The sequence below is a fragment of the Psychrobacillus sp. Z16_25 genome (assembly GCF_056856695.1).
In genome coordinates, this window is record NZ_JBXEOV010000005.1 from 26,335 (window position 1) to 41,981 (window position 15,647).

Annotated in this window: 12 protein-coding genes; all 12 read left to right on the forward strand. The window is 37.9% G+C overall.

Annotation, left to right across the window (positions count from 1 at the left end):
- Positions 1-193 precede the first annotated feature (193 nt).
- On the forward strand, positions 194-1,138 hold the full coding sequence (locus tag AC1VU3_RS07195) for a YybS family protein (protein ID WP_480389245.1): 945 nt from the start codon (positions 194-196) through the stop codon (positions 1,136-1,138).
- Positions 1,139-1,150: 12 nt separating this feature from the next.
- Positions 1,151-3,127, forward strand: a complete 1,977-nt coding sequence (locus AC1VU3_RS07200) for a DHH family phosphoesterase (protein WP_482983188.1) — start codon at positions 1,151-1,153, stop codon at positions 3,125-3,127.
- Positions 3,124-3,573 (forward strand): 50S ribosomal protein L9, encoded by a 450-nt coding sequence (gene rplI / locus AC1VU3_RS07205; protein WP_482983189.1) that lies wholly within the window; start codon positions 3,124-3,126, stop codon positions 3,571-3,573. The genes AC1VU3_RS07200 and rplI overlap by 4 nt, the downstream gene beginning before the upstream one ends.
- Before the next feature lie 12 nt (positions 3,574-3,585).
- Positions 3,586-4,941 (forward strand): replicative DNA helicase, encoded by a 1,356-nt coding sequence (dnaB, locus tag AC1VU3_RS07210; protein WP_480389242.1) that lies wholly within the window; start codon positions 3,586-3,588, stop codon positions 4,939-4,941.
- Positions 4,942-5,081: 140 nt separating this feature from the next.
- Positions 5,082-6,368 carry an adenylosuccinate synthase gene (locus AC1VU3_RS07215; protein WP_482983190.1) on the forward strand — a complete coding sequence of 429 codons (1,287 nt, stop codon included), beginning with the start codon at positions 5,082-5,084 and terminating at the stop codon, positions 6,366-6,368.
- 564 nt (positions 6,369-6,932) lie between these two features.
- Positions 6,933-8,405, forward strand: coding sequence for a peptidoglycan DD-metalloendopeptidase family protein (locus tag AC1VU3_RS07220; protein ID WP_480389240.1), 1,473 nt, complete (start codon positions 6,933-6,935; stop codon positions 8,403-8,405).
- Between the two features lie 349 nt (positions 8,406-8,754).
- Entirely contained in the window at positions 8,755-9,459 is a 705-nt protein-coding gene (gene yycF, locus AC1VU3_RS07225; protein ID WP_480389239.1) for a response regulator YycF, read from the forward strand.
- A gap of 4 nt (positions 9,460-9,463) precedes the next feature.
- A complete protein-coding gene (gene walK, locus AC1VU3_RS07230) occupies positions 9,464-11,281 on the forward strand; it encodes a cell wall metabolism sensor histidine kinase WalK (protein ID WP_480389238.1) in 1,818 nt (605 codons plus the stop codon).
- Positions 11,278-12,594 carry a YycH family regulatory protein gene (locus AC1VU3_RS07235; RefSeq protein WP_480389237.1) on the forward strand — a complete coding sequence of 439 codons (1,317 nt, stop codon included), beginning with the start codon at positions 11,278-11,280 and terminating at the stop codon, positions 12,592-12,594. The genes walK and AC1VU3_RS07235 overlap by 4 nt, the downstream gene beginning before the upstream one ends.
- Positions 12,572-13,381, forward strand: coding sequence for a two-component system regulatory protein YycI (locus AC1VU3_RS07240; protein ID WP_480389236.1), 810 nt, complete (start codon positions 12,572-12,574; stop codon positions 13,379-13,381). The genes AC1VU3_RS07235 and AC1VU3_RS07240 overlap by 23 nt, the downstream gene beginning before the upstream one ends.
- Before the next feature lie 13 nt (positions 13,382-13,394).
- Positions 13,395-14,183 carry an MBL fold metallo-hydrolase gene (locus AC1VU3_RS07245; RefSeq protein ID WP_482983191.1) on the forward strand — a complete coding sequence of 263 codons (789 nt, stop codon included), beginning with the start codon at positions 13,395-13,397 and terminating at the stop codon, positions 14,181-14,183.
- Between the two features lie 136 nt (positions 14,184-14,319).
- Positions 14,320-15,543: a S1C family serine protease gene (locus AC1VU3_RS07250; protein WP_482983192.1), complete on the forward strand. Its 1,224-nt coding sequence runs from the start codon at positions 14,320-14,322 to the stop codon at positions 15,541-15,543.
- Positions 15,544-15,647 lie beyond the last annotated feature (104 nt).

A 15,647-nucleotide genomic window follows, 5' to 3' on the forward strand; every position in this document is an offset into this window, starting at 1 on the left:
AGATGAAAAGACCGGGAAACCGGTCTTTTTTTTTAATAGTCAAGGAATATATATACCTCCTTACTAACCAAATATAAATAACAATTCCTATAAAAAACTAGACATAAGTGCTAGGAAGGACACAAATGGAATTTTGGTTGTGGTAGGAAATCTGATACAATGTATAGATGACTACATAAAAGGAAGGTATACCATGCAGAAAAGTAATTCTAGCTATTTAACATATGGAGCCATGATGATAGCATTGTATGCTATTTTATTAGCAATTGCTCTCTATATCCCTGTTTTAGGTGCACTAATCTCGTTTGTTGTACCATTACCGATTGCTTGGTATAGTGCCAAATTTGAGAGAAGGCAAGGGATTATGGTCACCATAGTAGCACTTGTCATTTCTTTTATTATAGGAGCGGGTCTGTTTGGGCTGCTATTTGGTCTATTGGTTGCTCCCTTAGGATTTATCATGGGAGATGCTTTGCGTAGTAAAAAGTCGAAGCTTTATATGCTAATGACAACAGGTATTTACCTGATGTTTGTTACACTATTCCAATATATGATATCTATTGTTATGTTAAACATAAATGTAATAGAGGAATTTTTTGTAGGGCTTGAAATATACTACGAGCAGATAAGTAAAACATTGACTACGCTTGGTCAAGATACAGAGTGGTTTGACCAAATGGCAGTGGAAAGCATGAAGATTATCCAAAACATCATGCCGACTTACTTTATTGTTGGAATGATGGTCACAGCGTTGATTTATTTATCCATCAATTTACCACTATTGAAAAAACTAAAGATCCAAATACCGAGGTTCCCGAAATTTAGAGAATTTCAATTACCTAGAGCGGTGTTATGGTATTATCTAATTGTATCCATTATTTCTTTATTCGTTTCATTTGAAATTGGAACATTTGGCTATATGGTATTAATCAATGCATCTTTACTATTAAGAGGATTATTATTTTTACAAGGGGTATCCCTAATTCATTATTATTTTCATGTGCAGAGCTGGCCAAAGTGGGGAGCAGTTTTGGCAACATTTCTTTCTTTGCCTTTATTCACATTCACCGTCATACTTGGTGTCTTAGATTTAGGCTTTAACTTAAGAGGGTATTTACAGGACAGGAATAAAAAATAAGGAGCTGATTAAGTGGCGTCTTTTTTTAGAAAACGGCCAATACGATATCCACTAATACTATTTATGCTCCTCGGTGGGGTTGCATCTTATTTAATTCTGTCAAACAACCTGTTAGTTGGGTTGTTATTTTCTCTTTTGGTTATCGGGGTGTTCCTCTATGCATGGATTATTGAACAGCGTGTATATGATGAAACGGAAAAGCATATAGAAACTTTATCCTATCGAATGAAAAAGGTAGGGGAAGAAGCTTTATTAGAGATGCCAATCGGAATCATCTTAATTAATGATCAATATATCATAGAGTGGGCAAATCCCTATATGACTCAAAGGCTGCAATTCGACACAATTATTGGAGAGGATTTACTTTCCATCTCAAAGGATTTTCAACAGTTACTTAAACAGGAAGATTCTAAAGAAATGGTTATCTCTTTAGATGATTCTAATTATAAGGTGTTTTTTAAGGCAGAAGAAAAACTGTTGTACTTCTTTGATATAACAGAGCAAGTAGAAATTGAATCCTTGTACTATGGAGATCGAACAGTTATCGGAATCCTTTATATTGATAATTATGATGAGATATCTCAAGGGATGGATGACCAGACACGAGGACAGTTAAATAGCATTGTCACTTCTTGTGTCAATGACTGGGGAGCAAAATACGGTATATATGTAAAAAGAATTAGTTCTGATCGATTCCTAGCTGTATTCAACGAGTCCATTCTATTAGAACTGGAGAAGAGTAAGTTTTCCATACTAGACGATATTCGTGAAACAACCTCCAAATTAGGTTTCTCCTTAACCTTGAGTGTAGGAGTGGGAGCAGGCTCGACCTCCTTGGTGGAGTTAGGCCAGCTAGCACAGTCAAGTCTTGATCTAGTATTAGGCCGAGGCGGAGACCAGGTGGCAATTAAACAACCAAGCGGAAAAGTGAAATTCTACGGAGGAAAGACAAATCCAATTGAGAAACGTACGCGGGTGAGAGCTAGAGTTATATCTCATGCCTTAAAAGATTTAATACAGGACAGTGACCAAGTATTTATAATGGGTCATAGTCTACCTGACATGGATGCAATCGGAGCTTCTGTTGGTGTAAGAAAAATGGCCGAGATGAATAAAGTAAAAGGCTATGTTGTAATAGATTTTAATGAGCTGGATAAGAGTGTCCTGCGCTTAATGGCAGAAATAAAGGAAAAGCCAGAGCTGTTTGAGCGTTTTATAAGTCCTGAAGAAGCCTTAGGAAGAATGACTGAAAAAACGTTGCTCGTGGTAGTAGATACGCATAAACCAAGTTTAGTAATCGATGAAAGACTACTGCAGAGAGCAGAAAAAATTGTGGTAATTGACCATCATCGACGCGGTGAAGAGTTTATCCCCAATACACTTCTTGTTTATATGGAGCCATATGCTTCCTCTACTTCGGAGCTTGTTACAGAGCTTATAGAATACCAGCCGAAAAATGCAAAGCTATCTATGTTAGAGGCAACAGCTATGCTTGCAGGTATCATTGTTGATACAAAAAGTTTTACTCTTCGGACAGGAGCAAGAACGTTTGAAGCTGCATCTTATCTAAGAACACATGGAGCGGATACTATTCTTGTTCAAAGAATGCTGAAGGAAGACTTGGAAACTTACGTGGAACGTTCTAAAATTGTGCAAAATGTAGAATTCTTTAAAGACGGCATCGCAATTGCCTATGGAAATGAAAGAACAATTTATAGCCAGGTCTTATTGGCACAGACTGCAGATATTTTGCTGGCCATGAACAATGTGAGCGCATCATTTGTAGTAGGCCGTCGAGGAGAAAATCTAGTTGGCATCAGTGCCAGGTCCTTAGGTGATGTGAATGTCCAGGTGATTATGGAAAAATTAAATGGTGGTGGGCATTTAACGAATGCTGCCTGCCAATTGGAAAATACCACACAAGAAGACGCTATTTCACTTTTAAAGAGTGCCATTACCGAGACAATTGAAGGAGGAAATGCAGAATGAAAGTAGTATTCTTACAAGACGTAAAAGGTAAAGGAAAAAAAGGAGAAATTAAAAATGTAGCAGATGGCTACGCTCATAATTTCTTGCTAAAAAATAAGCTAGCAGTTGAAGCAACCCCTTCTGCACTAAGTGCCTTAGAAGGACAAAAGAAGAAAACAGAAAAAGAAGCAGCAGAAGAATTAGCAGTAGCGAAGCAACTAAAGGAAAAGCTTGAACAAATTACTGTAGAACTGAAAGCAAAGTCTGGAAACGATGGTCGCTTATTTGGTTCTGTTACTACAAAACAAATTGCAGCACAGCTGGAAAAGTCCCATGGGATTAAGCTTGATAAACGTAAAATGGAATTGGAAGATGCAATCCGTACTTTAGGCTATACAAATGTTCCAGTAAAACTACATCAAGAAGTAGTTGCAACATTAAAAGTACATGTATCTGAAGAGGCTTAAGGAGAGAGTCCAATGAGCGATCCATTATTGGACCGTATTCCGCCACATAATCAAGAAGCCGAGCAATCCGTGCTAGGGGCAATCTTCTTAGAGCCACAGGCTATGATTACTGCTGCTGAAATCGTCATGCCAGAGGATTTTTACAGAGTAGCACATCAAAAAATCTTTCAGACGATGTTAAGGCTGAGTGATCAAGGAAAAGCAATTGACGTAGTAACTGTAACAGAAGAGCTTTCTGCTAAAAAGGAATTAGAGGATGTAGGTGGCATAACCTATATTAGTGAAATTGCAAACTCTGTTCCCACCGCTGCAAATATCGCTCACTATGCAAAGATAGTAGAAGAAAAGTCTCTTTTACGTCGTCTTATTCGGGTAGCTACCTCTATTGTAGAGGATGGCTTTACAAGAGAAGATGAGGTAGAGGCTCTACTTTCTGAGGCCGAAAGAAAAATGATGGAGGTTGCCAATAGAAAGAACGCTGGTGACTTCAAGCATATTAAAGATGTACTAGTTGAGACCTATGATAATATTGAAAAGCTTCACACGAGAAAAGGGGATGTAACAGGAATCCCAACAGGCTTCCGAGATCTAGATAAGATGACAGCTGGATTTCAACGGAATGACCTTATTATCGTTGCCGCTCGACCTTCTGTAGGGAAAACTGCCTTCTCTCTAAACGTTGCACAGAACGTTGCTACGAAGACGAATGAGAATGTTGCTATCTTTAGTCTAGAGATGGGAGCAGAGCAGCTCGTAATGCGTATGCTTTGCGCAGAAGGAAATATAGATGCCCAGGTGCTTCGTACAGGATCTCTTACAACAGAGGACTGGAGAAAGCTTACGATGGCCATGGGAAGCCTTTCAAACGCAGGTATCTTCATAGACGACACGCCTGGTATTCGAGTAAATGAAATTCGCGCTAAATGTAGACGACTAAAGCAAGAGTATGGACTAGGGATGATTTTAATTGACTACCTGCAATTGATTCAAGGTAGTGGGGGTAGTCAAGCCAATCGTCAGCAAGAGGTTTCCGAAATATCTCGATCTCTCAAAGGGTTAGCACGTGAGCTTCAAGTACCAGTAATCGCTTTATCACAGCTTTCTCGTGGAGTTGAACAGCGACAAGATAAGCGTCCAATGATGTCAGACTTGAGGGAATCGGGCTCAATTGAGCAGGATGCAGATATTGTGGCCTTTTTATATCGTGAGGATTACTACGATAAGGAAACAGAAAACCAAAATATGATTGAGATTATCATTGCAAAACAACGTAACGGTCCAACAGGAACTGTCACTCTAGCATTTGTGAAGGAGTTTAATAAATTCGTGAACATTGACTGGAGTCAGCACCAAGCACCGCCTGCATAGTAGCTATAACACGAACATATTAACAATTTTTATTGTTAATTGTTCGTGTTTTTTATGTTATTAGTTGACGCCATAATGGAGGATTGGTACAATAACACTGTTTGAATCAGGACATTTAAATGTCTACGGAGGTGCTGGCAATGCCATCAGTAGTAGTTGTTGGAACACAGTGGGGAGACGAAGGAAAAGGGAAAATAACGGACTTCCTTTCAGAAAACTCGGAAGTAATTGCGCGTTACCAAGGTGGTAACAATGCAGGGCATACGATTATTTTTGGTGGAGAAACATACAAACTTCACTTAATTCCTTCAGGCATTTTTTATAAAGACAAAATTTCTGTTATTGGAAATGGGATGGTAGTAGACCCAAGAGCACTTGTAAAAGAGTTAAAAGGTTTACACGAACGTGGAATCACAACAGAAAATTTAAGAATCTCTAATCGTGCACATGTTATTCTTCCATATCACCTAAAGCAAGATGAGGTAGAGGAAGCAAGACGTGGTGCAAACAAAATTGGAACGACTGGTAAGGGAATAGGCCCAGCATATATGGATAAAGCTGCTCGAGTAGGTATACGAATCGCTGACCTGCTTGACTATGAAGTGTTTAAAGAAAAACTTGAACGCAACCTCGAAGAGAAGAATAGAATGTTTGAAAAGTTTTACGAAACAAAAGGTTTCACAGTAGAAGAAATTCTCGAAGAATTTTATGGTTATGGGCAAGAAATAGCAAGATACGTAACAGACACTTCTAAGGTATTAAATGATGCTTTAGATGAAGGTCGTCGAGTATTATTTGAAGGCGCTCAAGGGGTTATGTTGGATATCGACCAAGGAACATATCCTTTCGTAACGTCTTCTAACCCTGTTGCTGGTGGAGTAACTATTGGTGCAGGTGTAGGACCTACTAAGATTTCTCATGTGGTGGGTGTATGCAAGGCTTATACATCTCGAGTAGGAGATGGACCATTCCCAACCGAACTATTTGACGAGGTAGGAAATCAAATAAGAGAAGTTGGGAAAGAATATGGTACAACTACTGGGCGTCCACGTCGTATAGGTTGGTTTGATACAGTAGTTGTGAGACATGCTGCGAGAGTAAGTGGTCTTACGGATCTAACAGTAAATTCAATCGACGTATTAACGGGGCTTGAAACAGTAAAAATCTGTACTGCTTATAAATATAAAGGGGAAGTCATTACGGAGTATCCTGCAAACCTACGCATTCTTTCTGAATGTGAGCCGGTTTATGAGGAGCTTCCTGGATGGTCTGAAGATATTACAGGCTGCAAGTCATTAGATGAGCTTCCAGCAACAGCGAGACATTATTTAGAGCGAATCTCCCAGCTAACAGGAGTGCCTCTCTCTATATTCTCTGTTGGACCAGATAGAAAACAAACAAACATTGTATCCAGTGTCTGGAGATAAATAGTTCCTAATGCCACCAATAAGACTTGGTGGCATTTTTTTATGCTTGAAGCATAGTAGTTGGGTAAAGGAAGGCCCATAACATCATTAACTAGTAGGGGGGAAGTGAGAACTTGTCACTCACTTCCCCCATTTTTCTATCTTTCATTTCCACTGTGTTATGGCTGAACTTGAGGAAGAAAACATCATCACTATAAATACCACTTTTTTGATTTGTTTATTTCGATTTTCTCAGAGTAGTTATTATCTCTACCTACTTGTTGGTTCGAAGAAAGGAGTAAGTTCTTTTCTTATATGTCCATTCTATTAGAACCGATTATGACAATTGTAACAAAAAGAGAAAAGAGAGGATGGGGAGAGAAATAAAATAAAGAGGAAAAATATAAAAATACACAGTATTACTTACTAGTTAATAGCATTTATTTTCCAAATAAAATATCTAAATAGGAAATATTGGGATGAAAAATACATTTTCTTTACAAGATAGATTATATTAACACAGACCTATTAAAAATATGATAAATTAGTGGAGTGTGAAAAAAGTAGTTTGGAAGGGGCTTTATCATGTTTTGGAAGATAAAGAAAGAAGGACTATCGTCATTTAAGACAGCACCTTCTAACAGAAAAACTAATATAGCAAAAAAAGCATCTATAGCTATGTTACTAATATTATGTCTATCCTTTAATATGGCGTTTGCCAAGGAAGACAGACAACATAACGTAAAAGAGATTTATCATATATACTTAGAAGATCAATATTTAGGGGCATTATCTAATAAAGAAAAAATGCAAGCATTATTAGATTCTAAGCTTAAAGAATCTAGCTCCCAGCATGAAGCTCTTCCCTTGAAAATAGGAACTGATTTATCAGTAGTTCCAGAGCAAGTATTCACTCCTACTACAAATGATGAAGCAACTCTTCAAAAGTTAAACGAACAGGTTGAAGTAAAGACATCAGCATTTGCGCTTCTAGTTAATGACGAGATGGCGGTCTACGTTAGAGACATAGAAGAATACCAAGAAGTGATACGTAAGGTAAAACTAAATTATATTTCAGAAGAAGAATATTCTATACTTGAAGCTAGAAAAAATGCTAATGAAGATTTACCCAAATTAAAAGAGGGTGAAACCCGAATTGCGGATTTAATTTTAAAGCAAAAGGTTTCAGGAGTAACAGTAGAAGTCGAGCCGAATAAAGTAATGGCTGTGGATGAAGCTGTGCAGTTTTTATTAGACGGCACACTGAAACAAGAAACGTATCAAGTTCAAGAAGGCGATGTGTTAGGTAAGATTGCGAGCAAGTTCAATCTATCTATATCTGAATTGAAGGAAATCAATCCTGGAATTACAGAAGACAGCTTATTGAAAATAGGACAAGATATAAATGTTACGGTATTAAAACCTCTTATTAATGTAGAAGTCCACTATGAGAAAAAAGAGTTAGAAGTTATCCCACATGCAAAAGAAGTTATTGAAACTGATGACATGTTTAAAGGGGATAAAAAAGTAAAACAAGAAGGTTCTGATGGTAAAAGGCTTGCTACTTATCTAATAAGAAAAGAAAATGGAGTGCAAGTAGGATCTTCTACGATGGAAGAGAAGGTTCTTGTAGAGCCTCAAAACCGTATTGTATTAAAAGGAACAAAAGTGATACCTTCTCGTGGATCCGGTTCATTTGCATGGCCAGCTGAGGGAGGCTATATTTCTAGTAAAATGGGTTATCGTTGGGGACGTAAGCATGAAGGAATTGATATAGCTCGTCCAAGTGGTTATAATATTAAGGCCGCTGACAATGGTGTAGTAGTGGCTGCAGGTAGAGACGGCACATATGGCAATCGTGTTATTATTAATCACCAAAATGGATATAAAACAACCTATGCCCATCTATCTTCTATAAGCGTAAGCGTAGGGGATGTCGTTCCACAAGGCTCTGTAATAGGAGTAATGGGGAACACGGGAAGATCAACAGGAATTCATTTGCATTTTGAGGTAGAAAAGAATGGTGTAACCATCAATCCTCTTTCTGTGTTAAGATAATAAATAGAGAAAAAGACAGTCAATTGTTTGGCTGTTTTTTTTTATAGATTAAGCGAGAAAACCAAGTAATGACTAGTTTAGATTTAATAGAGTAGTCCACGATTCTATCGTCTCTTTAAAAAGAGTGTATGTATAAAACGCAATACCTCATCATGTGAAAATGGAAGATGAAATTATTCCTCGCTAAATTTCCTGGGAAATAATCCGACAAAACTCGACTGAAGGGTCCAAACAGTTTCAAGGATGCATCTAGATTAAAAGCATGATAGAGTAAAGGAAAGATTACTTGATTACAATAATTTAATTTGCTACAAATATATATTTTCAAGAGAGAAAGGGGTCTATCATGATGAGTAAGAAAATTTTAGTCGTAGATGATGAAAAACCAATTGCAGATATTCTACAGTTCAATCTTAAAAAAGAGGGCTATCAGGTATATTGTGCATATGACGGAGACGAAGCTTTAAAAAAAGTAGACGAAATACAACCAGATTTAATGCTTTTAGATATTATGTTACCGAACAGAGATGGTATGGAGGTTTGCCGAGAAATAAGGAAACGTTTCAATTTCCCTATTATTATGCTGACAGCGAAGGACTCAGAAATTGATAAAGTACTTGGATTAGAGCTTGGTGCAGATGACTATGTAACAAAGCCATTTAGCACAAGAGAACTAATTGCTCGAGTGAAAGCTAACATGAGAAGACATCAAACAGTTCAAGAGGATACCGAAGTTGTAACCAATGATATTACCATTGGTCCTTTAACTATTCAGCCAGACGCTTATTTAGTATTAAAGCGTGACGAGACAATCGAGCTTACTCATCGTGAGTTTGAACTACTACATTATCTAGCAAAGCACATAGGTCAAGTAATGACTCGTGAGCATTTATTGCAAACTGTATGGGGCTATGATTATTTTGGAGACGTAAGAACAGTCGATGTTACGATTAGGCGTTTAAGAGAAAAAATCGAGGATAATCCAAGTCATCCAAACTGGATAGTGACAAGAAGAGGCGTCGGCTACTATTTACGTAATCCTGAACAGGAGTAACGAAATGCAAAAAGTAGGTTATTTCAAATCAATACACACGAAGATCGTGTTTATTTATATCTTACTGATTCTTATTGCCATGCAGATAATTGGGCTTTACTTTGTCAAGGAGCTTGAAGAAAAGTTAACAGATAATTTTCAGGATTCCATTAGAGATAGAGCAGGGCTACTAGAATTTAGTGCTAGAGAAGAAATATTAAGGGTGCGAAATGAAGGGGACGTAACGCTGGAACAAAGCTTACGTTCTATTTTAACAGGTCTAAATTCCGAGGATATCAAAGAAGTTCGTGTAATCGATGCAAACTATCAGGTTTTAGCTACTTCTAATCATAACAACCAGGATATAGTTGGGCAAAAATCTATGGATGAACTGGTCCGTCTTTCCATCAGTCTACCGGACGAGTTTAATGGAATAGCCCTTGACGATGGGAAAAGAATTTGGAAGCTAGCAACTCCTATCGTTTCCGAAAATGAGGCAATAGGGACACTTTATATTGAATCAAATATAGAAAATGTTTATGCACAAATGAATGAGATTAATCAAATTCTTGCAGTAGGAACTGGTATTGCTTTAGTTATTACAGTCATTCTAGGAATACTAATTGCTCAAACCATTACTCGTCCAATTTCTGATATGAGAAAACAAGCTCAAGCAATGGCTAAGGGGAACTTCTCAAGAAAAGTAAGGGTTTATGGAAATGACGAAATTGGTCATTTAGCTATCGCCTTTAACCACTTGACTAATCGATTACAGGAAGCAACCTCTACTACGGAGGCGGAAAGAAGGAAACTGTCTTCTGTACTAACGAATATGACAGACGGTGTAATTGCCACTGACCGTAAAGGGCGCATTATCCTTATTAATGACCCGGCCTTGCGTCTACTTCGAACTCCAAGAGAATTAGTTTTAAATAGACCAATACATTCCGTTCTAGGATTAGACTCTCAATATTCCTTTGAGGATCTTATTCATTTAAATGAATTTTTAACCTTAGATTTTAGTACACAGGAACAGCCTTTTGTCCTTCGTGCTAGCTTCTCTGTTATTCAAAAAGAAACAGGCTTTGTCAATGGACTCATTGCAGTTTTACATGATAATACGGAGCAGGAGAAAATTGATATGGAACGAAGAGAGTTTGTTGCTAATGTATCTCATGAGCTACGGACCCCACTTACTACAATGAGTAGTTATTTAGAGGCTCTAGCAGATGGGGCTTGGAAGGACGAGGAAATAGCTCCTTCCTTCTTGCAAGTGACACAAACGGAAACCCAGCGGATGATTCGCTTGGTAAATGATTTGCTTCAGTTATCAAAAATGGATAGTCACGAATATGATTTGAATAGAGAGATTGTAAACTTTAACAAGTTTTTCGACCGAATAATAGACCGTTTTGAAATGGCTAAATCTCAAAATGTCACCTTCCAACGTATGCTCCCGGAAACACCATATTACGTTGATATTGATACCGACAAGCTAACACAGGTTATTGATAATATCATCTCAAATGCTATTAAATATTCTCCAGATGGAGGAAATATACGGTTTGGCTGTGTAGTCAAGGATAACCAGCTGCAGGTAATGGTCTCAGATGATGGAATGGGTATACCTTCAGAAAATGTAAATCGAATCTTTGATCGCTTCTATCGTGTAGACCGTGCAAGAGCAAGGTCAATGGGAGGTACTGGTCTTGGACTAGCAATTGCCCGGGAAATGATAGAGGCACATGGCGGAAAGATATGGGCAGAGAGTGAAGAGGGCAATGGAACAACTATTTTCTTTACGTTAGATATTGTAATGGACGAGGAAGGTGAGTGGGAATGAAATATCTAGAGCATGTAAAATCTGCTGTTTTACTGTTGTTGATAATTATGAGCCTAACTCTCACCTTCTCTATTTGGACATACTCTCCATCCTATGAGAAAATTGAGGATCCCGTTGTAAATATAGCAATAGCAGAGAAAAAGAGGATGGAGGATGTCATTAAGCCTTATCGTCTAATAGTCAATCAAGGGGACGTCCTTCGAGGTACTAGCTCCTCTACAGTCATTGAAAGAGAAATAAATATCATAAAGGCGTGGGAAGTACAAACAGTGACTCTGCTTAATAATCAGGCAAATGCAAAGCAAATAAATGAATATGTAAGTGGACCAGATAGAATGACCTTCTTTTATCCAGCAGGGGTTCCAATTAAGACACTTGCAACTATCTTACCTTTCACGGATACTGTTTTTCCGGAAAGCTCCTTTAATCAATTGGTCATTGACTGGTCTAAGGGAGCGAAAGAAGGTATCTATGTATATTTCATCAATACCACAACCCATAAGGTGTATCAAGCTGCGGTAGACAAAGAAGATAGAGATGCTTATGTTGAACGTCTTAATAGTCAATTAACGTCACTGCCAGTGTATAATGAAATAGAGAGAGCAGGAAAACTTTCTCTATATATTTCTGCATCACCTGAGAAACTGACAAGATCTACTTATTACATGGAGGATATACCGACAGATCGCTTTAAAAATGCTTTGTTTAGTAATCCATCCTTAGTCCGAACAAATCCTCTGCGAACAAATGGCTTAGAGTATACGGATGATAGCGCGATGATGGAGGTAGATTTTCAGAATCGCAGCTTAAATTATGTTCATCCAGCATCTGAGAGTAACATTTCTATAAATCCTTCAGATTTAATCCAAAATAGCTTAAGCTTTGTAAATGAGCATGATGGATGGACAGATGATTATCGTTATAGCAGGCTTAATATAAACAATCAGCAGGTGGTCTATCAGCTTTATTTTAGTGGTTTGCCAGTTTTCAGTAATGATACTGCAACAGAAATAATTCAATATTGGGGCGTAAATCGAGTATATCGGTACAACCGTCCTTATTATACGTTAAGTCCGCTTCCTACAAAGCAGGAGGTTGTGTTGCCCTCTGGACAGGAAGTATACGATTTGCTGTCTTCTATTCCAGATGTTTCAATCTCATCGATAATGGATTTAACACTTGGCTATCAGTTATCGAGAAATGAAAACCAACCTTTAATAACTTTGGAGCCGAATTGGTACTATTCCTTAAACGGGACATGGATTCGTGTTTCAGAGGAGATTTTAGGAGGTGGCAGATCTGGACTGGAATAAAACGAAAACGATATTTATTATCGTGTTTTCTATATTAAATGTCTTTCTATTTTCCCTCTATTTAAATCGATATAATGAGCAATACGAGGTAGTAATTGATACTCCATTAGAGGAAAGGCTTTTACTGGAGGATATAGATATTTCAAAGGCGGAAGCAGTCAAAATCCAGGAAGCCTTTTATGTGTCGGGCTTCGTACACCAGTTTGATCCTGAAGAGCTAGAGAGTTTAGAAAACCAACAGGTAGAGATTAAATCTTCTTTTCAACTAATCGGAAATTTTGAGGAGCCAGTTTCCTTTACAGATAAAACAGACCTAACGGAATATATTCATCAAAACATTTTTCAGGGATCGTCCTATCAAATATGGAAGATGGATGAAGAAAAAAACATGGCCACTTTCTTTCAAACTGTAGAGGACCGAGTGGTATTTTATAATCAAAATGCAAAACTAGTTGTTTATTGGAACGAAAATAAAGAACTGACTTCTTATGAGCAAACGCTTCTAGATGATTTAGAAGAATTTAATGAATTGGAAAAGCTTCTTACACCACAAAAGACTATTCAACCTTTGTATAATCGAGGCTTCTTAAAGAGTAAATCCAAAATAGTAGAGTTTGAATTAGGATACTCCACATTAGTACAAGAAGCTGAGACACAAGTATTGGCACCAACTTGGCACATTTTAATTGAGCTTGAAGATGGTACAATAGAAGAGCATTTTGTTAATGCAGTAGAAGGTAAAATAATTGATATACCAAAAGAGATAGAACAAGCAGTAGTTAAATAAGGAGTTTTTCAATATGAAGTTTAGTGTATTAGCTAGTGGGAGCAGCGGTAATGCCATCTATGTAGAAAGTGGCGAGCATTCCTTTCTAGTCGATGTCGGACTAAGCGGTAAGAAAATGGAGGAGCTGTTCCAAGGAATCGGACGAGAAATGAAAAACCTTTCCGGAATCTTTGTGACGCATGAGCATAGCGATCATATTAAAGGTCTTGGTGTCATTGCTCGTAAGTATGGAATCCCTGTTTTTGCGAACAGTAAGACTTGGCAAGCAATGGATCCTTTAGTGGGCAACATTCCTGTGGATCAACGCTTTCATTTTGATATGGAAACAGTCAAAACATTTGGCTCTGTAGATATTCAATCGTTTGCCGTATCGCATGATGCCGCTGATCCTATGTTTTATATATTTCATGAAAATAATCGAAAGCTAGTCCTCATAACAGATACTGGCTATGTGAGTGATCGGATGAAAGGCCACATCAAAGGAGCAGATACGTATGTATTTGAGAGTAATCATGATGTGAGTATGCTTCAAATGGGACGTTATCCTTGGTCAGTTAAACGTAGAATCCTTAGTGATGTAGGACATGTATCCAATGAGGATGCAGCTGTTGCAATGAGTGAGGTTATTGATATCAAGAATACAAATGTGTATTTATCCCACTTGAGTCGAGATAACAATATGAAGGACCTTGCTCGTATGAGCGTTACACAAACTCTTCAATCCTGCGGAATTATCGCAGGGGAATACGTTCACTTACATGATACAGATGCCAATATACCAACAGAATTAGTTTTAGTTTAATCGAAGCACTAAAGGTTTTCATCGCCTTTAGTGCTTTTTATTTAACTTTTAAATAATTTTCATTTAATTTTAATCTCCGATGGGTAAATTAAAGCTATGAATAGCACATATTATAACGTGAACATAGAAAGGGAGAATGAAAATGGAACATGAAACGATATATGGACCTCAGGAGCCACCTAAGGAGCCGAATTCTAAAAGGAAGGAAAAGAAAGGATTAGCAGGTTACTTTATTAGCGGGCTAGCAGGTGTACTTGTTGGTGCTTTGCTGGTATGGTTTTTTATCCCTTCCGTTGTTTCCAACCAGACGGACTCTGGTACAAAAAACTCTACTGGCATTGGAAGTTCAGAGCGGGTGAGTATTGATATTACCACAGATGTTACTACTGCAGTAGAAGAAGTCTCTTCAGCAGTTGTAGGTGTGACCAATATTCAATCGGTTAATAATTTTTGGAGTCACTCAACAAGCCAGCAAGAAGCGGGTACTGGATCGGGTGTTATTTATAAAGTAGATAACGGAAGAGCATTTGTCATCACAAATTACCATGTGATTGAGGGTGCAGAGGCACTGGAGGTAACTTTGGATAATGGTTCAAAGGTAGAAGCAACGCTTGTCGGCAGTGATATATGGACCGATTTAGCTGTGTTAGAAATGGATGCAAAGGGAATCGATACTGTCTTAGAGTTTGGCGATTCAGATGCCCTTAAGCAAGGTGAAACAGTAATTGCTATTGGAAACCCACTTGGCCTCGACTTTTATGGATCAGTGACAACAGGGGTAGTGTCAGGTAAAGACCGTGCTATTCCGGTTGACATTAACGGTGATGGAGTAGAGGATTGGCAGGCAGATGTTTTACAGACAGATGCGGCGATTAATCCAGGAAACAGCGGAGGAGCTCTTATAAACGTTGCAGGACAATTAGTTGGCATTAATTCTATGAAGATTTCTGAATCAACTATTGAAGGAATCGGCCTAGCCATTCCTATTAATTCAGCAATCCCGATTATTGAGGATTTAGAAACAAACGGGAAAGTTAATAGACCTTCAATGGGTGTGACATTGGTTGATTTAACAAATGTACCAGCGTATCATCAACGAGATACTTTAAAATTACCTGTAGAAGTAACTACTGGTGTAGTGGTGGATGAAGTTCTAGAAAATACACCGGCTGCTCAAGCAGGAATGAAAACATACGACGTAATTGTAGAAATGGATGGAGAAAAGATTGAGAGCACAATCGACCTTCGAAAACATTTATATAACGAAAAAGAAATTGGGGATACGATGAAGGTGAAGGTATATCGCCAAGGAGAGTTAGTGGAATTAAACTTAACCTTAAAGGAATCCAACAATTTATAAACATGTGGATAACTTAATGTTACAATTGAAACAAATTCACAACGAGTAGGTGACGGGATATCTTGTCTTTCCTACTCGTTTTCTATTTGTTACAATGGATTGTG